Raw genomic sequence first — 18913 nt, 5'->3', positions numbered from 1 at the left:
AGCTGTGACGCTCAGACCTGATCCACACTTTCCATTTCTCACTCCAGTAGGGTGTCGGAGGCGAGCGGGAGCTTCGCCGTCGCACGAAAGGGAGCCCAGACCATGACCGAAAACCAGATCTTCGAACCCGATGCACGCGCGATCTCGTACGCGGTGGAGGGGAACGGCCCGACGGTCGTTCTGATCGCCGACACGGATCTTCCCATCGACTACCTCGGCACGCTCGCCCACATTCTCGTCGAAGAAGACTTCCGAGTTCTGCGGATCGCCGCAGGCAGCGCCTCGGCGCACGACCTCGCCCGCAGCGTGGTCGACATCATGGATGCCGTGGGCATCAGGGATGCATGGCTGGGTGGCCACGGGTTCGGCGGATCCGTCGCTCGCGCCGTGGCCTTGGATTTCCACGACCGCGTCAACGGCGTGCTTCTGCTCGGTGTCGAGGCGGGAGACCTGACGCTCGCCGAGGGTCTGCCCGTGCTGGTCATCCAGGGGTCTGACGACGACGTCACTCCGCCCGCTAACGGCGAGGCGCTGCAGGCCGCGGCTCCCGATCGCGTGAGTGTTGTGTCCATCGACGGCGGCGGTCACATGTTCCCGTCTGAAAACGTCGGCGCGACCTCGTGGGCGATCGAGGACTACCTCGACTGGGACTGAGCTCCGAGACCTTCGTTCGAGCGCAAGTCTCGGCGTAGCTGAGCGATCTCTTCGGTAAGGGCGCGCAGTTCCACGCGCGTCGCCGCCTGCTGGTCCTCGTCCTTTCGAGCGACGCGCTCGACGATCCACGATGCGAGCGTCGCGGTGACGACCCCGAGTAGTCCGATGCCGCCGATCATGAGCGCTACCGCGATCATCCGGCCTTCGACCGTGATGGGGGCGAGGTCGCCGTAACCGACCGTGGTGATGGTGACGACGGCCCACCAGAGGGCATCGCCGAACGTGGTGATCGTCGCGCCCGGTGCGTTCCTCTCCGCGTCAAGTGCAGCGAGCGCGGCCACGAAGACTGCCAACGATGCGGCACCCACCACGTAGACGACGACCCGCCCCCGAACGGCGGTCCCCAGGCTCCGATTGAGAACCGAAAGGAACGTGAGCAAGCGAAGCAGTCGAAGCGGTCGGAGCATCGGGAGCACGACCACCAGCAGGTCGAACAGGTGCTGCACGAACCATCGGGCACGGTTCTCGGACAGAATCAGGCTCACGACGTAGTCGATGACGAAGAGCAGCCACGTCGCCTGGATGACTGTTTCCGCGAGTGTCTCAGCGGGACCGGAGAGCTGAGCGATGATCTCCCACGCATAGGCGGCAAGGAACAGGACTGCAGAGACCGTCAAGGGCCATTCGGTGATCTTCCGCCATCGTGCGAGCTTCATGGCGAAACTCTACAGACGCTCCACGTATGCCAAGGCGGGTAGCCTTGTAGTCGCTGGGCCGCTCGAGGCGCATCGCCTTCGAGAGGAACACACATGAGCCTGATTCGCCTGAACGACGTGAGCGTGAAGTTCGAGAACACGCAGATTCTGCGCGAGGCCTTCTTTCGCCTCGAACCCAAAGACCGGGTTGGACTTATCGGCCGCAACGGGTCGGGCAAGACGACGCTGCTCAAGCTCGTGCTCGACCAGGTGCAGCCCGACCAGGGAACGGTCACCGTCGAATCGGGCGTAAAGATCGGCTACTTCTCGCAGTTCTCCGAGCTGAACGGCGAACAGACGATCAGCGAGGTGTTGGATGCGTTGTTCGTCGAGGTGCACGCCGTCGAAGACGAGCTCGCGTCGATCGACGCGGCGATCGCGGCCGATCCGTCGGGAGGGTCCGCGCTCGACGCGCTCATCGAGCGCCAGGCGGAGCTGTTCGGCGAGATGGAACGCCTCGACGGCTGGGACTACACGCGCAAGATCGACCAGGCGCTCACGACGCTCGGCTTCGATGAGCCGCACCGCACGTGCCCGATCGACGCGCTGTCGGGCGGATGGCGCAACCGTGCCGCGCTCGCGAAGATCCTGCTCGAAGACCCCGACGTGCTGCTGCTCGATGAGCCGACCAACTTCCTCGATGTGGCCGGCGTGGAGTGGCTCGAGTCCTGGTTCCGCGACTTCAAGGGCGCGGCCATCATCGTGTCGCACGATCGCGCGTTCCTCGATGTCGTCGTGACCCGCATCATCGAGCTCGAGAACTACCACCTGCACGAGTACCCCGGAAACTTCGGCGAGTACATCGTGCAGAAGCAGTTCCGACTCAAGACGCTCGAGGCACAGTTCGTGCACGAGAACGAGCTGCTGGCCTTCGAGGCCGAGGGCATCGCCGACCGGCGCGAGGCGGCGAAGGCCTCGAGCAAGAAGCTCGACAAGCAGCTGTCGGGAATCAAGAAGTCGCGCGCACCTCGACCCGTCGACCAGATCATCACTGAGATCTACGGTGGCCTGCACGTCAAAGACGTGCTGTGCCGCGTCGACGGGCTCGAGAAGTCATACGGCGACAAGATGCTGTTCACTGGTCTCGGCTTCGAGATCCGTCGCGGCAATCGCATCGTGGTGCTCGGTGCCAACGGAAGTGGCAAGAGCACCCTGCTTCGCGTGCTCACCGGTGACGAGAAGCAGGATCACGGCCACGTGGACTGGGCGTCGGGTGCGAAGGTCGTGTCATACAACCGGATGCTCGACGAGCTCGACCTCGACGATACGGTCACGCATGCGGTCAACGCGCTGCCCGACAGCCTCGCCCTCACCGCGACGCGCAAATCGGTGGGCCGATTCCTCGCCATGTTCCAGTTCTCGGAGGCCGACCTCAAGAAGCGCATCCGCGAGCTCTCGGGAGGGCAGCGCGCCCGCGTCGCGATGGCCCAGTGCCTACTGTCCGGCGCATCCGTTCTTCTACTCGACGAGCCGACCAACCACCTTGACCTCGCCAGCACCCAGGTCATGGAGCGCGCCCTCGTGCACTTTCCCGGCGCTGTCGTCGTGGTCAGCCACGACCGGTTCTTCACCGACAAGATCGCCAACCGGATGCTCATGTTCGGCGCGGCCGGCGCAGAGCCGGGCGAGATCGACGTGCGCGCGGCATAGGCACTCGGCGGTGCCGCCCATCATTGCTTTCTTTCAGAAAGGCGGGTCGTCGGCACCGGTGACAGGTGAGCTGGGAACTCCCTCGTCGACCGTGCCGCGGTACCAATTGCGAGCCGGTGGGTCGACGTTGTCTGGTGCGTCGGGAAAGCTGATGCGTCTGGGGGCGGGCTTCGCCAGGGCTGGAGGGTCGTGCTGCCTCGTATGACCCGACGGTGAGATGGAGATCATGGTGCCGTCGGCTCGAGTGATGAACTGCCACGCCGTCTTGTGTTTCACCTTGTGGTGGGGTGCGCATTGCGGAACGAGGTTCACGATCGACGTCTCGCCCTGAGGAAAAGGCACATTGTGATCGGCGTCGCAGTCGCGGGCGGCTCGTGTGCAACCCGGGAATCTGCAGGTGACGTGGATGAGGTCGACCAGTTCGCGCATTCTCGGGTCTGGTTTGTAGCGGGTGACGCCGGCCGTGATGACCGCCCCGGTGGCGGGGTCGGTCAACACCCGAGAGAAATAGGGTGCGTTGACGGTCAACCGGGTCGCAGTCAGCGCGTCTATGGGCCCGTATCCCTCGAGAGATGCGCTCTCATCGCTGAACCCGAGCAGCGAGAGGGCCGGCACAGTGACATAGACGTGCGCGCGGACCGCGTGTGCCGGAGCGCCCGGCATGCTGAGGTGACCGTTCAGGAGCAGATCTGACGCAACATCCGCGTGAAGCTGCGTTATGGTGCGGGGATCACCCGCGGCCTTGAGCGCAAGTGCGAAGCGGTGGAGGCGGTCGCGGATGGCCTCGTTCTCGACAGCGGGCTGCCGGATTCCGAAGACCGACATGCCCGCGTCATCATCTGTGCTGTCGACGAACGTGTTTCGGGTCTCGGCGGCGTGCAGATGACGCTCGACGGCATCCTCCATGGTGGCGGCCTTGGCTTCTCGACTTGCCTTCGTGCGCAGCACATGCACGGGCTGCTTCTTGGCGAGCTCGAGCATGCGCAGTTCGAAGTCGAGCTGCTTCTCGTCGGGGAGGCAACTGCCGAATTGCACGATGATCTCGGCATGGCGGAGAGAGATCTCACCGGAATACAGGGCGCGGTGAGTGTGCACGAATGTCTCGGCGAGCTCGTGACTGGTTTCGATGAGTGCGTAGGCCGCGCGCTCGCTCAGGTTCTCTGCCGAGGCGAGTTCTGTCGTTAACTCGCGCCTCGCGACTGCCTCAGTCGACCATTGCGGGCCTCCGCCCGACCGGTCTACTGGGTTCAGTGCCCGGCCTGCGGCCTGTGCGACGGTGACCAACCGCGCCCGCTCTGCCTGCAACGACGCGATCTGCCGCGACACCTCGTGTACTTCTTCGAGTGCCGCACGAAACGAGCTGACAAGACGATAGTCGGGCTCGGTTATCACGGCGTACCTTTCGCAGTGTGTGCAATCTATATACCAATTAAGGATAGCAGTTTCATCCAGATAATAGAACGTATGTTCGATATGTGCTGGAGATATTCTCCGACCCCGGTGACACTAAGGTCACTACGCTGTGTAGCAATAAGCGCAACTCGACAATGCTGTCCGAAAGGTTGACCATGAAAACGTCACAACCTCGCCCGCTCGACTATGTGCGCGTGACCGCACTTCTCTTTGCGATGACATTCGCAGTGTCCGCGTGCTCGAGCACGGCCGGCGCCACCTCCAGCACCGCCATCGAATCACCTACTGAGTCCCACGCCCCTGTCGAGGCCGTCGATCTCGCGGCCGGTGAGCAGGATGCCCCGGTCGAGGTGTCCGTGTCGGGTGACGACGGCGTCGGGGTCACTTTTCGCGAAATCACGTTGGCGCCGGGGGCATCGACCGGAGTGCACTGTCACTACGGACAGCTGGTCGCGGTCGTCTCGCAGGGATCGCTGACGCACTATGCCGACATCTATCCGAGTGGCGTGCACGTCTACGAGACCGGAGACAGCATCATCGAAGGAGCGGGCTATCGTCACGAGGGGCGAAACGAGGGCAACGAGAACGTGGTGCTGTGGGTCACGTACATCATTCCCGAGGGTAAGCCGCTCGCCGAGACCGACCTCTCGCACTGCGATGCCTAGCGATAGCGCACAAAAGAGATAGCGCACAAAAGAAGCAGCGCACCAGGGGGAGTACGGACCATGACGCATCATCCGCACACGAAGGTTATGCCGGACGTGAGGCTGTGGACAGGGATCGCCGCAATAGCCGTGGCGCTTCTCACCGTGACCGAGTTCTCGGTGCAGGTCTTCGTGGTCGGCGCGCGGCCCAGCCTCGATGACAAGTTGGCCCTCGTCGACTTCATGACGAGAACGAGCAACGGCACCTTGCTCACGATTCTCATCGACACGATGCTCATGGCCGCACTCATCGTGTTTCTCGCGGGTTTTCGCCAGCTCATCACGCATGCCGAGGTTGCCCTTCAGTGGGTCGCAGACCTGGCATATGGTGCAGGGCTCGTCTTCGTGGCGGTGACGCTCGTCGGCGACGCGATGGAGGCGGGCACGGCTCTCGACGTGACGGGCATGGCGGGCGACTACTCGGTTCTGCGCGCCCTCACCGTGGGTCACACCGTTCTCTTCGGTTCGATCGGATGCGTGTTGACGGCTCTGGTCGCGGCCGCCAGCGCATACGTGACGCTCGGCTCCGAGGCCCTGCCTCGGTGGACGGGCTGGCTCGCCTACTCGGTGGCGGCGTTGAATCTCATCGCCGTTCCGACGATGTTCGGGGGAACCGACCCCGCATCGTTCTTCGCCGCCGGGGGAGCGGGCACCGCGCTCTTCGCGACCTTCCCATGGTTGGTCTGGGTGACAGCGATCGGTGTCGTGACGATTCGCGACCGGCGTCGGCCCTACGACGTTGCCGCCGCCGGAAGTATCGCGGCAACCTGATGCGCTGCGCGAATTCAGGGCGCTGAGCGGCCAGGCACGTGGCCGCTCAGGAGAGCCACCGGTCTAGACCGAGGTCGTTGAATGGCGTCTCACGTACGTGCAATCGAAGCTCGTGCCGATCACCGTTCCGTCGTCGTAGTACTCGGCGACGTCGAGCATGAAGTCGAGGGTTTCGTCGACCATCCGGTCGGCTTCCTGCGGCGACAGCGACAGCGACCGCAGCCAGCCGCCGTCGGAGAGGCTCGACTCGACAGCCAGTCGCACATCGTCTTCGCTCAGTGTGGTGGCACGTACGAGCGCCGTGGTCGTCGCGTGATGCGACGCAAGACCGGAGAAACCTCGACTGCACCCACACCCGTTCTCAGGGTCGCGCCGATCTCGATCGCAGATGAATCCGAAGGTGACGATCTCGCCCTCGATACACCAGTTGTAGTCGTCGCCACGAGCCCCGTTGTCGAGACTCGTCGCCTGGAGAATTTTCATTCGGCATCCTTTCAATCGATGTGCTGAGACCGTAGACGGAGCCTCCGACACCGCACGTTCGCAGAGCGTCGGCTATCGTGAGGCGCGTGACTCGACACCTCTTCGCCCTGCCCTCTGCGCTCGCCGCGACCGCCTTGCTCGGTGCGGCACTCCTGTTTGCCGGCGCATCCAGTGCCTCGGCGCATGACGCGCTCGAGTCGTCGACCCCCGCTGTCGGCGAGGTCATCACGACCGATCCGACCGTGGTCTCGCTGACGTACAGCGACGAGCTCATCACCCTGGGCGGCGACACGAGCGCGTTCGCGATTCAGGTGACGGATGCGTCGGGTGCGTTCCACGAGAACGGATGCGTCGTCGTCGTCGACGGCGTCGTCGTCTCCACTGGTGTCGCCCTGGGAGACCCCGGAACCTACACCGTGACCTGGCAGGTGGTCTCGAGCGACGGACATCCGACGTCAGGCAGTTACACCTTCGACTATCAGCCCGTCGACACCGGGAATTCGCTGCCCGGCATGGCGGCTGCCCCCGCTTGCGGCGCGCAGTGGGCGGGCTCGCCACGGGAGGACTCCGCTCCCGCCGTGACGCCCGAGCCCTCGATGACCACGATGGCCGAGGAGCCGGCGCCGACCCTCACAGCGACCGCCGATCCGGCGTCCACGGGCGACGGCGGTGCCGATGGTGGCCGGATCGGCGTTGCCATCGCGGTGTCGATCGGCGGTCTGGCATTGATCGCGACGGTGATCGCGCTCACCGTGCGGCGCATCCGTCGTGATCCGTTCGAGAAGCCCGAGGGACCGTCGAAGGAGGAGTAGCGCTTCAATAGGCTCAGCGCTTCGACAAGCTCAGCGAACGGGGCTCAGCGACTCTGGCGGCGCTTTCCCACTCGCGGTGCGCCCTTGACGGCCGGGGCTCGCCCCTTGCCCTTCGACGCCTTCGCCTTGCCCCCGGCCTGGGGAACCGTGATCGTGGAGTTTCCTGTCGATTTCGCGAGATCTGCCGCAGCCTTTTCGGCGAAGGCAACTCCCTCGGGCGTCAGAACCGTCGACTCGGCGTCGTAGTCGAAGAGCGGGTAGCCCAGATTCTGCTCGAGCTGCTTGACGGCGGCGATCATGCTCGAGCGCGGAATGCCCTCGATCTTGGCGGCCTTGGCAAAGTGAAGCTCTTTCGCCGCCGTGATGAAGAGCCTGTTCAAACGATGATCCACAAAATCCGTCCTGACTGCGCACATCGCCCGGTCGCCTTCAGATTACGCGTTCGCGCCGCGCAACGCGTGAGCCGTATGTTGCTAGGCTGGCCGCACAAACGAATATCGGGCCGACATCACGCGATGCGGGAGAGCCCGCCGATCACCTCGGCAGGCACCGAAGGAGCAATTCTCCCCACCAATCTCTCAGGTACGTGTACCGCATCGAACAGGCCACTCTGAAAAGAGATCTCGAACGACAAGTCCGACGATCCGCCCACGGTGAAAGCCGCTGCCGATGCGCAGTGTCGAAGCTCTCAGGCACAGATGACAGAGGGGGAGTTCTTGACTGCCCGGGTTCACACCCGGGATCCGCAATACCCACTGCGCCCTGGAGAACTCGTGACCGATAGATATTCCCCGCTCAACCGCATCCATGTGGATGCTGGTGCGAGCTTCACCGACTTCGCCGGCTGGCAGATGCCGGTGCGCTACTCGAGCGACCTTGCCGAGCACCACGCCGTGCGCACCGCCGCTGGCATCTTCGACCTCTCGCACATGGGCGAGATCTTCATCGTCGGGCCTGAGGCGGCAGACGCCCTTGACTACGCGCTGGCCGGCAAGCTGTCGGCGACGACCGTGGGTCAGGCGAAGTACAGCCTGCTGCTCGACCGAACGGGCGGAATCATCGACGATGTCGTCGTGTACCGCACGGGCGACGACCGGTTCATGGTCGTGGCCAACGCCTCGAACAGAGAGGTCGTCGCCGCCGAGTTGACCGACCGCACCGCGCCGTTCGAGTGCGAGGTCTTCGACGAGAGCGACGAGCTCGCACTCATCGCCGTTCAGGGTCCGCGCTCACGCGAGATTCTCGTCGCGACCGACGGGTTCGCCATCGAAGGCGGCCATCCCGATGGGCGCGACGTGGCGGAGAAGCTCGGCGAGCTCAAGTATTACCGCGCGCTGCCGGGGTCGTTCCGCACGCAGCCCGTACTGATCGCCCGCACCGGCTACACCGGCGAAGACGGCTTCGAGCTCTACGTCAGCCCCGGCCACGCCGAAGAGCTCTGGAACGCGCTCACCGAAGCCGGGGCCCCGCTCGGACTCGTTCCCGCCGGGCTTGCAAGCCGCGACACCCTGCGTCTCGAGGCGGGCATGCCTCTCTACGGCCACGAGCTCGGCACCGAAACCTTCCCCGTGCAGGCGGGCCTCGGCCGCGTCGTCGCCACGGCGACGAAGGGCGACTTCGTGGGTCGCGAGGCCGTCGAGTCCGGCCCTGCCCCGGATGCGCGCACGCTGGTTGGCCTGGTCGCCGACGGCAAGCGGGCCGCGCGGGCAGACTACGAGGTCTTCGCCTCCGATGACTCCACGGAAGCCATCGGCGTCGTGACGAGCGGTGCCCTGTCGCCGACCCTCGGCATCCCTATCGCCATGGCCTACGTCGATGCGTCGTTCGCGGCGCCCGACACGGTCGTCAGCATCGACATCCGCGGCAAGCGCCTGAGCTACCGCGTCACCCCCCTCCCGTTCTACCGCGCGAAGAAAGACTGAACCCATGGCTACCGAAAGCGAACTGCAGTACACCAGCGAGCACGAGTGGGTGCTCGTCGAGGGCACCACCGCCACCGTCGGCATCACCGCCTACGCGGCTGAGAAGCTGGGCGACGTCGTCTTCGTCGACCTGCCCGACGTAGGAACGACCCTCGCCTCCGGCGCGATCGTCGGCGAGATCGAGTCGACCAAGTCGGTGGGTGAACTCTTCGCCCCCGTCGACGGAACGGTTCTTGAGAAGAACTCCGCCGTCGAGGACACCCCCGAGCTGGTCAACAGCGACCCGCTGGGCGAGGGCTGGCTCATCAAGATCGAGTTCACCGAGCTGCCGCCGCTGCTGTCGTTCGACGAGTACACCGCACTGCTGGGGGAGTAGCACACCGATGTCGCTTCCTTTCACCGCGCGTCATATCGGCATCGATGACAGCGCGCAGGCCGTTATGCTCGCCCGCCTCGGCTACGAATCGGTCGACGCGCTCGTGCGCGCGGCGATCCCCGGATCAATCCAGCTGAGCGAAACCCACCGTGCTGAGGCCATCCCGGCCGCCGCGACCGAGCGCGAGACCATCGCCGAGCTTCGCGCGTTGGCGTCGCACAACACGGTGAACCGCTCGATGATCGGGCTCGGCTACTACGACACCATCACGCCCGCGGTGATCCGCCGAAACGTGCTCGAGAACCCCAGCTGGTATACGGCGTACACGCCCTATCAGCCGGAGATCTCGCAGGGTCGCCTCGAGGCGCTCATCAACTTCCAGACCATGGTGGCCGATCTCACCGGTCTGTCGACGGCCAACGCGTCCATGCTCGACGAGGCCACGGCCGTCGTCGAGGGCATGCTGCTCGCTCGTCGCGCATCGAAGTCGACCTCCAACGTCTTTCTCGTCGACGCCGACGCTCTGCCCCAGACCAAGGCGCTTCTGCGTTCGCGCGCCGACGCCGTGGGCATCGAGATCGTCGAGCTCACCCTCGACCGCGTCGATCACCCGGCGTCGCACGACCACCCCCTCGCCACCGGATTCGGCGCCTTCATTCAGTACCCCGGTGCATCCGGCCGTGTCTGGGACCCGCGCGACGTGATCGAGGCGGTTCACGCATCCGGCGGTCTCGCCGTGGTCGCCGCCGATCTACTCGCCCTCACGCTCATCACCTCTCCCGGCGAACTCGGGGCCGACGTCGCCGTCGGCACGAGCCAGCGATTCGGCGTTCCCATGGGCTTCGGTGGCCCGCACGCCGGCTACATGGCCGTGCGCTCAGGGCTCGAGCGTCAGCTTCCGGGCCGCCTCGTGGGCGTGAGCCAGGATGCCTCGGGCCACCCCGCCTACCGGCTCAGCCTGCAGGCGCGCGAGCAGCACATCCGCCGAGAGAAGGCCACGTCGAACATCTGCACCGCCCAAGTGCTTCTCGCCGTGATGGCCGGAATGTACGCGGTGTATCACGGGCCGGAGGGGCTGCAGCGCATCGCCCTCGACGTCAACGACACCGCGCGTCGGCTCGCCAGCGCCCTCGAGGCGGCCGGTGCGGAGCTCGTTCACGAGGAATTCTTCGACACGATCCAGGTGCGGGTGCCCGGTCGCGCCGCTGAGATCGCCGCGCAGGCCCACGCCGGTGGCTACCTGCTGAACGTGGCCGACGACGACACGATCGGAGTGTCGGTCGACGAGACCACGACCTCTGTCGACATCGACACGGTGCTCGGGCTCTTCGGTGTGGCGGCCGCGAGCGATGCCGAGCAGCTCGCCGAGAGCCTGCCTGAGCACATCCTGCGCACGAGCGACTACCTCACGCACGAGGTCTTCAACACGCACCGCTCGGAGACGAGCATGATGCGCTACCTCAAGCGCCTCGCCGACTACGACTACGCGCTCGACCGCGGCATGATCCCGCTCGGTTCGTGCACGATGAAGCTGAACGCGGCCACCGAGATGGAGGCCGTCACCTGGCCCGAGTTCGGTGCCCTGCACCCGTTCGCGCCGCGAGTCGATGTCGAGGGCTATCTCACTCTCATCTCGCAGCTCGAGACGTGGCTGGCCGAGGTCACGGGCTACGACTCCGTGTCGCTTCAGCCGAATGCGGGAAGCCAGGGTGAGCTCGCAGGTCTCCTCGCCATCCGCGGCTACCACCACTCGAATGGATCGTTCGAGCGCACCGTCTGCCTCATTCCGTCGAGCGCGCACGGCACGAATGCCGCCTCCGCGGTGCTCGCGGGCATGAAGGTCGTCGTCGTCGCATGTGACGAGAACGGCAATGTCGACGTAGACGACCTGCGGGCCAAGATTGAACTGCACGCCGAGTCGCTCGCAGCCCTCATGATCACCTATCCGTCGACGCACGGGGTGTACGAGCACGAGGTCGCGGAGATCTGCCGCCTGGTGCACGCCGCCGGGGGACAGGTCTACGTCGATGGAGCGAACCTCAACGCCCTGCTGGGCTTCGCGCGGTTCGGCGACTTCGGCGGCGACGTCTCGCACCTCAACCTGCACAAGACCTTCTGCATCCCTCACGGCGGCGGAGGCCCCGGTGTCGGGCCCGTCGCAGCGAAGGCGCATCTCGCGCCCTTCCTGCCGGGCCATGCCCAGGCGCAGGATGCATCGCATCCGCTTGCCGGAGGCGGCACCGTGGTGCACGCCGGTGGGCCGATCTCGGCAGCGCCGTACGGCAGCCCGAGCATCCTGCCCATCAGCTGGTCGTACGTGCGCATGATGGGTTCGCAGGGCCTCGCGGATGCGACGGGTGCGGCCGTTCTTTCGGCCAACTACGTCGCGGCCCGGCTCTCGGAGCACTTCCCGGTGCTGTACGCCGGAGACAACGGACTGGTGGCGCACGAGTGCATCATCGACATCCGCCCGCTCACGGCGTCGACGGGGGTCTCGGTCGACGATGTGGCCAAGCGCCTGATCGACTACGGCTTCCACGCGCCCACGATGAGCTTCCCGGTGGCGGGCACCCTGATGGTCGAGCCGACCGAGAGCGAGGACCTCACCGAGATCGACCGATTCATCGACGCGATGATCGCGATCAAGGGCGAGGCCATGCAGGTCGCTGCAGGCGTCTGGCCAGCCGACGACAACCCTCTGCGCAACGCACCGCACACCGCGCAGTCCGTCGTCGAGGGCGAGTGGACGCACCCCTACGACCGCGAGACGGCCGTCTACCCCGTGCGATCGCTCATCCGCTCGAAGTACTGGCCTCCCGTGAGGCGCATCGACCAGGCATGGGGAGACCGTAACCTCGTGTGCTCCTGCCCGCCGCCCGAGGCGTTCGAGTAGCAGCACGTCGCCGTTTCTGCGGGTGCGGTAGCCTCTCAGCATGGCGAGACGATTTGCGATACAGCGCGGCCGAATTCCGATGATCGTTGCGGTGACGCTGGGAACTCTCGCCCTCGCCGCCGCTCCGGCGACGGCAGCGAACGCGGAGGTCTTCTACGACGAGGGCGGATGCGTCGTGCAGCAGGTCACAGACGGCGCGCCCGCGGGTGGCAGCCAGTGCGCCGGAGTCGACTTCGGCGGAACGAGCATGGGCCAGGCCGCCTTCATGGGTGCGAACCTGGCCGGTGCGAATCTGTCGGGTTCGAAGCTGCAGGCGGCGAACTTCACCGGCGCGAACATCGAGGGCGCTAATTTCACCGACGCCCAGGTCGATGGTGCCGATTTCACGGATGCGGGCATCCTGCCGGGCACCATCACGGCCGAGGCCACCGACGCGAACGGCGCCCCCATCAACTTTGCCCCCGTGGTTCCTGCCGGCCTCACCGCGGGTGATTGCATGATCGTCGACGTTCCTGTCGTCTCCGGCACCGTGTTTCCCATCGGCGATTCCGGCATGGTGTGCAAGTTCTCGTCGTCTAATGGCACGGCGATTGCTGTCGTCAAGATCCAGGTGACTCCGCATCCCGAGGCGACCGAGGCGCCGACGCCACTGTTCACCGACGAGCCGACCACGACGGGTACCACCGCATCGACGAGACAGCCCACCGACTGGGGACTCGTCGCGGCTGTCGGCGGCGGAGCGGTCGTTGTACTCGCATTGGGCGTCGCGGCGATGGTCATCTCGCGACGCAGGCCCGCCATCGTTGCCGGTGAAGACGGGGCCGGTGAAGAGAGTGCCGTCGAGCCGGACGACGACGAGGAGCCGAAGGCGCCCGGGGCCTAACTCAGCCTGAAGAGTTCGGGGAACGTCACCACGGCCCACGCATAGCCGACGAACGAGGCGATGTCGATGATCCAGTGGGCGATGACGAGAGGCATCGTGCGGCCCCAGCGGAGGTAACACCAGCCGAAGACGATTCCCATGACCACGTTGCCGAAGAACGGCCCGATGCCCTGGTAGAGGTGATAGCTGCCACGGAGCACGGCGGCGCTCAGGATGATCTGCCATTTCTGCCACCCGAGCTGTTTGAGCCGGGTGAAGAGGTAGCCCACGACGATCAATTCCTCGGTGAGGGCGGCTCTGAGGGCAGATGCGATCAGCACGGGGACAGTCCACCAGTACGCGTCGATCGGCGCGGGAACGACGTTGACGGTGATGCCGGCGGCCCGACCGATGAAGTAGAGCGCGATTCCCGGCACACCGATCACCAGTACCAGCAGAAGCCCGCGAGCGGAGTCCCGAGCGGGGGAGCGCAGGTCGAAGCCGATCCGCCGGAAGGGGTTCGGCCCGGAGATAGCCAGCAGGTAGAAGACGAGGGCGACGGGGATGAGGTCAAAGAAGATGGCCAGCGATTGGTACGTGAAATCGAGCCACTCGCGCGGGCTCTGCGCAGAGTTCAGCGCTGTCGACTGGCTCGCGAGAGGGGTGTCGTCCGTGAGTTTGGCGGCGAGGCTCACGATTGAGTAGACGGCGGATGCCCCGAGCGACAGCCCGAGAACGATTGCGATCTCCCACGTCAGCCGTCGTCGCCGCGTGATGCGCCACGGGGGTGGGGTGGATACAGGCACAGGTGTTCTTTCTTGCGTCGGCGGGCGCACATAGAGGGAATATTGTGCGTTCGGCACAAGGAATGCCGATTTCACGTTTCTAGTGTGTAACTTTTTCCCGCTGGATTTGGCAAGAACCCAGCCCCCTTTTAGGGTACTGGGTAGTCAGCCACGCGACTGATCACCTTTCGGGTGCCTCCGAGAACGTCAAGTGGGCATCCGGTAGCCCAAGAAAGTCCTCAGGAGGAAAATTGAAAATCAGACGCATTGGCATTGGGGCAATCGCCCTTGCCGCGGCCAGCGCTCTTATGCTGTCCGGTTGCACAACGTCGGCTCCGGATCAGAGCAAGGGCAATAAGGGCACCATCACGGTGGCCACTACGAACGAGGCGACCTCGTTCAACTCGAGCACACCGCAGGGCAACCTCGACACCAACGGCATGATCGTGTACTTGACGGGCACCGCAGGAACCTCTGCCGGTGCCAGCCTCGGCGGGTTCTTCACTCTTGACGACAAGTTCCAGGTCAAGCACAACGACAACATCGGCACCTATGAGAAAGTCTCCGATGACCCGCTGACAGTCAAGTACACGTTGAAGGACGACCTCAAGTGGTCTGACGGCAAGCCCATCACCGCCGATGATCTGCTCGTCGGCTGGGCCATCGGCTCCGGCTACTACAACGACTCGACCATCGACGAGGCAACGGGCGATGTTACGGGCGGTACCCAGTACTTCAGCCTGGCCGGCAGCACCGACGGTCTCGACAAGACCGCCTTCCCCGAGGTCTCCGACGACAACCTCAGCCTCACGCTGACCTACTCGGAGCCTTTCGTCGACTGGGAGCTGGCCAACCTGCTCGACAAGCCGGCCCACGTTCTGGCAGACAAGGCCGGCGTCAGCGAAGAAGACTTCATCAAGACGCTCAAGGACACGCCGAAGGGTGACCCGGCGAACCCCGTCGCACCGAACGCCACCCTGAAGGCTGCAGCCGACTTCTGGAACACCGGCTACGACTTCACATCGTTCCCCGACGACAAGTCGCTGCTGGTCTCGAGCGGACCGTTCATCGTCTCGGCCTACACGCCGCAGCAGTCGATCACCTTCAGTAAGAACCCCGAATACAAGGGTTCCGACGAGCCTGCTTACGACGAACTCGTACTTCGCTTCATCGGTGACTCGAACGCTCAGGTGACCGCCCTGCAGAACGGCGAGGTCAACGCGATCTACCCGCAGGCATCAGCCGACACCCTCACCGCTCTGAAGAACGCCAACCTCGAGACCTTCGAGGGCAACCAGCTCTCGTACGACCACCTCGACCTGAACTTCGGCTCGCCCGTGTTCCAGGACCCGAAGGTGCGTGAGGCCTTCCTCAAGACGATTCCGCGTCAGCAGATCCTCGATTCCATCGTGACCCCGGTCAACCCCGATGCGAAGGTTCTGAACTCGCAGATCTTCGTTCCCGCCAACCCGGAGTACAGCGACGCGGTCGCCGCGAGTGGATACGACTCGTTCGACAAGCCCGACATCGAGGGTGCGAAGGCGCTTCTTGCCGGAGCAACCCCGACCGTGCGCATCCTGTACAACACCGACAACCCGAACCGCGTCGACTCCTTCCAGGCGATTCAGGCTTCGGCCGCGCAGGCCGGATTCAACATCGTTGACGCCGGTTCGCCCGACTGGGCGTCGCTGCTGCCCGGCGGAGACTACGACGCGAGCGTCTTCGGCTGGATCTCGCCCGGAGCCGGAAACGCCGCTCTTGCCCAGATCTTCAAGACTGCCGGTGGTGGAAACTACAGCAAGTACTCGAACGCTTCTGTCGATGAGATGGTCAACCAGGCTCAGACGGAGCTCGACGCCGATGCGCTCAGCAAGCTGAAGATCGACATCGACGCCCAGACGGCGAAGGACTTCTACGGTCTTCCGCTGTTCCAGGCGCCGGGTCTCTTCGCGTCGAACGGAACGGTCGACGGCATCAAGTTCTTCGGCAACCAGACAGGAATCGTCTGGAACGCCCAGGACTGGACCCTGAAGGGCTAGCCCAGGTCCTGCACGCAGGCTGAATGGGGAGCGAACCTGCGTTCGCTCCCCATTCACAGGCCTGGCGTGCGACTATGTTCGTCGACCCCCACCGCTCCGCCGATTGTGCGGCGCGGCTAGAAGGTGCCCTGCCCAGGCACATTACGAGAATTCCGGTTCATGGCCGCATACATCGCGAGACGCATCGGCGTCTCGATACTGATCTTGATCGCCGCGTCGTTCATCATGTACGTTCTCGCGGCTGGATCGGGTGACCCGCTCAGAGACCTGCGCGGTGGTAACGCCGCCAACGAGGCGCAGCTGATTGCAGCCCGGGTCTCCGCGCTCGATCTCGACGTTCCCGCGCCCCTCCGATGGTTTCTGTGGCTCGGGGGCGCCGCCAAGTGTCTCGTTCCCTTCGCGAACTCCTGCGATCTCGGGCTGACCCTCGACAACGCTCCGGTCGCCACGATCCTGCCGACGGCAATGGTGTCGACGCTGCAGCTCGTGACCGTCGCCACGGTCGTCGCGATCATCCTCGGGGTCGTCATCGGTATCGTCACCGCCCTGCGCCAGTACAGCGGCTTCGACATCGCCACCACATTCCTCAGCTTCTTCCTCTTCTCGCTGCCGTCCTTCCTCATCGCGGTGCTCCTCAAGGAGTTCATTGCGATCGGATTCAACGACTTTCTACAGGATGGTGCCGCCATACCCGCGTGGTTGATCGTTGTGATCGCGCTGGTGGCAGGGCTCATCTGGATGGTTCTCATCGGCGGAAGCCGGCGCCGTCGGCTCATCGTGTTCGGTGTCTCCGCTGTGGCCACCGGGGCTGTGCTCGTCTACGTCTCGCTCACCAGCTGGTTCCTCTTCCCGGGACTCGGACCGGTCGGGCTGCTGGTGGTTCTGGCGGGTGTTGTGTTCATCACGACCTCGCTCGTATCAGGCCTGGCGAATCGTCGCGCGCTACTTGCTTCGGCGATCACCGCTGCCTTCGTCTACATCGCGTTCTTCGTGCTGCAGGGGCTCTTCACCATCTCGTCGGCGTTCACCCTGATCTTCATCGCGGTTGCCGCGCTCGTCGTCGGAATCGTCGTGGGCTTCCTTGTCGGCGGCAGCGATCGCGGCCAGGCTGTTCGAGCGGGTGCCATCACCGGCATCGTGAGCATGCTCTTGGTATTTCTCGACCGCTTTATGCAGGCCTGGCCGAGCTATGTCGAGAGCGGGCGCATCAACGGTCGACCGATCGCGACCGTGGGCTCCGGCACTCCCGGACTCACGGGCGACGTGTGGGTGACGGGCATCGATTCATTCACTCACCTGCTGCTGCCCACGATCGCCCTGCTGCTCATCTCCTTCGCGCAGTACACGCGTTACGCTCGTGCCGGCCTGCTCGAGGTTCTCAACCAGGACTACATCCGCACCGCTCGCGCCAAAGGCCTTCCGGAGCGCACCGTGATCATGCGGCACGCGTTCCGCAACATGCTGATTCCCATCGCCACGATCGTGGCGACGGATGTCGGCGCTCTGCTGGGAGGCGCGGTCATCACCGAAAAAGTCTTTGCCATCAGTGGAATGGGCAATCTTTTCGCAACGGCGTTGGGGCGCACAGACCTCAACCCGATCATGGGCTACTTCATCGTGATCGCCATCGTGGCCATCGCATTCAACTTCCTCGCCGACCTCGCATACGCGGCGCTGGATCCCCGGGTGAGGGTACGGTGAGCGGCTTGGCTACCAGACACATCAGGGCGTGGAAGCAGAACAGGAAATCATCATGAGCCAGGGCATGCTCGAAGTCACACCGGAGCCGCACGGCCCGACAGGCGATCGTTCCGATGCGGTGGCCGGCAAGTCCCAGGGCCGCATCATCTTCGACCGCTTCTTGCAGAACCGTATTTCAGTGGTCTCGCTCTTCGTGCTGGTACTGATCGTGCTGTTCGCATTCTCGGCCACCGGAATCGGACCTATTCCGGGCTGGTGGAAGTACGACTATCGCTCTCTCAACGATCAGGCAGGCGCACCGACGCTGTCGTTGTGGCCCTTTGCTCTCGGCGAACACCCCTTCGGCCAGAACCGAATCGGCGTTGACTATTTCGCGCTCGTTATGCGGGGCATCCAGAACTCGCTCATCGTTATGGTCGTGATCGGCGGGCTCGGCACCGTCGTCGGCACGGTGGTGGGCGCGATCGCGGGCTACTACCGTGGCTGGGTCGATGCGGTGCTCATGCGCATCACCGATGTATTCATCGTGATCCCCGCCATCGTCATCGGCGCGGTTGTCGGCCAGACGGCGGGAAGCGGTGGCCTCGGGGTCTGGTTCCTCTCGATACTGCTCGCGCTCGTGTCGTGGATGTCGATCGCTAGGCTGGTGCGCGCTGAGTTCCTGTCCCTTCGTGAGCGGGAATTCGTCGAGGCGGCCCGCGTCGCGGGGGCGAGCGATCTCCGAATCATCTTCAAGCACATCCTGCCCAACGCCGTCGGTGTCGTGATCGTGAGCGCGACCCTTCTCGCGGCCAGCGCCATTCTGCTCGAGACGGGCCTCAGCTACCTGGGCTACGGCATCCGGAGCCCCGAGTCGTCGCTCGGCCTGCTGATCAGCGACAACCAGTCGGCGTTCTCGACTCGCCCGTGGCTGTACTGGTGGCCGGCGCTGTTCATCGTCTCGCTGGCTCTGCTGGTCAACTTTGTGGGTGACGGCCTGCGTGATGCGTTCGACCCCCGGCAGAAGCGCTTCAAGCGGCGCAAGATGCGCGAGTTCGTCGAGGCCGCTCAGCCGCAGGTCTCGCTCAAGGCCCCGAAGTCGCCCACCTCGTGA

The 18913-nt window shown here is 64.7% G+C and carries 17 protein-coding genes and 2 riboswitches; of the genes, 12 read left to right on the top strand and 5 right to left on the bottom strand.

Translation table 11 applies throughout. The annotated features are described in order from the left end of the window. Positions 1 to 102: 102 nt before the first annotated feature. Positions 103 to 654 (top strand): alpha/beta fold hydrolase, encoded by a 552-nt coding sequence (locus tag TZ00_RS02410; RefSeq protein ID WP_044438951.1) that lies wholly within the window; start codon positions 103 to 105, stop codon positions 652 to 654. Here the strand turns inward: TZ00_RS02410 and TZ00_RS02405 are convergent. Continuing rightward, positions 636 to 1370: a potassium channel family protein gene (locus TZ00_RS02405; protein WP_044438949.1), complete on the bottom strand. Its 735-nt coding sequence runs from the start codon at positions 1368 to 1370 to the stop codon at positions 636 to 638. The two genes, TZ00_RS02410 and TZ00_RS02405, sit on opposite strands and share 19 nt — an antisense overlap. Before the next feature lie 93 nt (positions 1371 to 1463). On the opposite strand from TZ00_RS02405, the gene TZ00_RS02400 reads away from it, so the two are divergent. Further along, positions 1464 to 3059 (top strand): ABC-F family ATP-binding cassette domain-containing protein, encoded by a 1596-nt coding sequence (locus tag TZ00_RS02400; RefSeq protein ID WP_044438947.1) that lies wholly within the window; start codon positions 1464 to 1466, stop codon positions 3057 to 3059. A gap of 33 nt (positions 3060 to 3092) precedes the next feature. Here TZ00_RS02400 and TZ00_RS18595 read toward each other — a convergent pair whose 3' ends face one another. Beyond that, positions 3093 to 4451, bottom strand: coding sequence for an HNH endonuclease signature motif containing protein (locus TZ00_RS18595; RefSeq protein ID WP_052521210.1), 1359 nt, complete (start codon positions 4449 to 4451; stop codon positions 3093 to 3095). A gap of 176 nt (positions 4452 to 4627) precedes the next feature. Between TZ00_RS18595 and TZ00_RS02390 the strand changes: the two genes are divergently transcribed. Both TZ00_RS02390 and TZ00_RS18590 read left to right on the top strand, forming a co-directional pair. After that, positions 4628 to 5137, top strand: coding sequence for a cupin domain-containing protein (locus TZ00_RS02390; RefSeq protein ID WP_044438945.1), 510 nt, complete (start codon positions 4628 to 4630; stop codon positions 5135 to 5137). 60 nt (positions 5138 to 5197) lie between these two features. After that, the gene (locus tag TZ00_RS18590) at positions 5198 to 5947 is read left to right on the top strand and encodes a hypothetical protein (protein ID WP_152631053.1); all 750 of its coding nucleotides are present in this window, start codon (positions 5198 to 5200) and stop codon (positions 5945 to 5947) included. Between the two features lie 63 nt (positions 5948 to 6010). On the opposite strand, the gene TZ00_RS02380 is transcribed toward TZ00_RS18590, so the two are convergent. Further along, positions 6011 to 6430, bottom strand: coding sequence for a DUF7715 family protein (locus TZ00_RS02380; RefSeq protein ID WP_044438944.1), 420 nt, complete (start codon positions 6428 to 6430; stop codon positions 6011 to 6013). A gap of 86 nt (positions 6431 to 6516) precedes the next feature. Here TZ00_RS02380 and TZ00_RS02375 point away from each other — a divergent pair, with 86 nt between their 5' ends. Then, complete coding sequence (locus tag TZ00_RS02375) at positions 6517 to 7242, top strand: copper resistance CopC family protein (protein WP_161793716.1); 726 nt, start codon at positions 6517 to 6519, stop codon at positions 7240 to 7242. A 44-nt stretch (positions 7243 to 7286) separates the two neighbouring features. Here the strand turns inward: TZ00_RS02375 and TZ00_RS02370 are convergent, their stop codons facing one another. Next, the gene (locus TZ00_RS02370; protein ID WP_044438942.1) at positions 7287 to 7634 is read right to left on the bottom strand and encodes a LysR family transcriptional regulator; all 348 of its coding nucleotides are present in this window, start codon (positions 7632 to 7634) and stop codon (positions 7287 to 7289) included. A 116-nt stretch (positions 7635 to 7750) separates the two neighbouring features. Continuing rightward, positions 7751 to 7846, top strand: a riboswitch (glycine riboswitch). Next, positions 7847 to 7957, top strand: a riboswitch (glycine riboswitch). Between the two features lie 58 nt (positions 7958 to 8015). Between TZ00_RS02370 and gcvT the strand changes: the two genes are divergently transcribed. From gcvT to TZ00_RS18585, 4 genes are read left to right on the top strand one after another with little or no spacing between them, the layout of a single operon-like run. Then, on the top strand, positions 8016 to 9164 hold the full coding sequence (gene gcvT, locus TZ00_RS02365; protein ID WP_044438940.1) for a glycine cleavage system aminomethyltransferase GcvT: 1149 nt from the start codon (positions 8016 to 8018) through the stop codon (positions 9162 to 9164). 4 nt (positions 9165 to 9168) lie between these two features. After that, on the top strand, positions 9169 to 9540 hold the full coding sequence (gene gcvH, locus TZ00_RS02360; RefSeq protein ID WP_044438938.1) for a glycine cleavage system protein GcvH: 372 nt from the start codon (positions 9169 to 9171) through the stop codon (positions 9538 to 9540). 7 nt (positions 9541 to 9547) lie between these two features. Then, positions 9548 to 12433: an aminomethyl-transferring glycine dehydrogenase gene (gene gcvP, locus TZ00_RS02355; RefSeq protein ID WP_044438936.1), complete on the top strand. Its 2886-nt coding sequence runs from the start codon at positions 9548 to 9550 to the stop codon at positions 12431 to 12433. A gap of 40 nt (positions 12434 to 12473) precedes the next feature. Then, on the top strand, positions 12474 to 13316 hold the full coding sequence (locus tag TZ00_RS18585) for a pentapeptide repeat-containing protein (RefSeq protein WP_084605853.1): 843 nt from the start codon (positions 12474 to 12476) through the stop codon (positions 13314 to 13316). On the opposite strand, the gene TZ00_RS02345 is transcribed toward TZ00_RS18585, so the two are convergent. Further along, on the bottom strand, positions 13313 to 14101 hold the full coding sequence (locus TZ00_RS02345) for a CPBP family intramembrane glutamic endopeptidase (protein ID WP_044438934.1): 789 nt from the start codon (positions 14099 to 14101) through the stop codon (positions 13313 to 13315). The two genes, TZ00_RS18585 and TZ00_RS02345, sit on opposite strands and share 4 nt — an antisense overlap. Positions 14102 to 14331: 230 nt before the next feature. On the opposite strand from TZ00_RS02345, the gene TZ00_RS02340 reads away from it, so the two are divergent. The 3 genes from TZ00_RS02340 (at position 14332) to TZ00_RS02330 (ending at position 18913) form a co-directional block, all read left to right on the top strand. Beyond that, the gene (locus TZ00_RS02340) at positions 14332 to 16119 is read left to right on the top strand and encodes an ABC transporter family substrate-binding protein (RefSeq protein ID WP_044438932.1); all 1788 of its coding nucleotides are present in this window, start codon (positions 14332 to 14334) and stop codon (positions 16117 to 16119) included. Between the two features lie 159 nt (positions 16120 to 16278). Continuing rightward, complete coding sequence (locus tag TZ00_RS02335) at positions 16279 to 17820, top strand: ABC transporter permease subunit (RefSeq protein WP_044438930.1); 1542 nt, start codon at positions 16279 to 16281, stop codon at positions 17818 to 17820. A gap of 52 nt (positions 17821 to 17872) precedes the next feature. Next, positions 17873 to 18913: an ABC transporter permease gene (locus tag TZ00_RS02330; protein WP_238579547.1), complete on the top strand. Its 1041-nt coding sequence runs from the start codon at positions 17873 to 17875 to the stop codon at positions 18911 to 18913.

Source organism: Agreia bicolorata (assembly GCF_000938265.1).
GTDB lineage: Bacteria > Actinomycetota > Actinomycetes > Actinomycetales > Microbacteriaceae > Agreia > Agreia bicolorata.
This window is presented reverse-complemented; position numbering and strand designations above follow the sequence as displayed.

What these genes read in the sequence shown, in the direction of transcription:
- TZ00_RS02390 (WP_044438945.1), top strand. Translation starts at nt 4,628, where the DNA reads ATGAAAACGTCACAACCTCGCCCGCTCGACTATGTGCGCGTGACCGCA.
- TZ00_RS18590 (WP_152631053.1), top strand. Translation starts at nt 5,198, where the DNA reads ATGACGCATCATCCGCACACGAAGGTTATGCCGGACGTGAGGCTGTGG.
- TZ00_RS18585 (WP_084605853.1), top strand. Translation starts at nt 12,474, where the DNA reads ATGGCGAGACGATTTGCGATACAGCGCGGCCGAATTCCGATGATCGTT.
- TZ00_RS02330 (WP_238579547.1), top strand. Translation starts at nt 17,873, where the DNA reads ATGAGCCAGGGCATGCTCGAAGTCACACCGGAGCCGCACGGCCCGACA.
- TZ00_RS02405 (WP_044438949.1), bottom strand. Translation starts at nt 1,370, where the DNA reads ATGAAGCTCGCACGATGGCGGAAGATCACCGAATGGCCCTTGACGGTC.
- TZ00_RS02335 (WP_044438930.1), top strand. Translation starts at nt 16,279, where the DNA reads ATGGCCGCATACATCGCGAGACGCATCGGCGTCTCGATACTGATCTTG.
- TZ00_RS02380 (WP_044438944.1), bottom strand. Translation starts at nt 6,430, where the DNA reads ATGAAAATTCTCCAGGCGACGAGTCTCGACAACGGGGCTCGTGGCGAC.
- gcvP (WP_044438936.1), top strand. Translation starts at nt 9,548, where the DNA reads ATGTCGCTTCCTTTCACCGCGCGTCATATCGGCATCGATGACAGCGCG.
- TZ00_RS02410 (WP_044438951.1), top strand. Translation starts at nt 103, where the DNA reads ATGACCGAAAACCAGATCTTCGAACCCGATGCACGCGCGATCTCGTAC.
- gcvH (WP_044438938.1), top strand. Translation starts at nt 9,169, where the DNA reads ATGGCTACCGAAAGCGAACTGCAGTACACCAGCGAGCACGAGTGGGTG.
- TZ00_RS02400 (WP_044438947.1), top strand. Translation starts at nt 1,464, where the DNA reads ATGAGCCTGATTCGCCTGAACGACGTGAGCGTGAAGTTCGAGAACACG.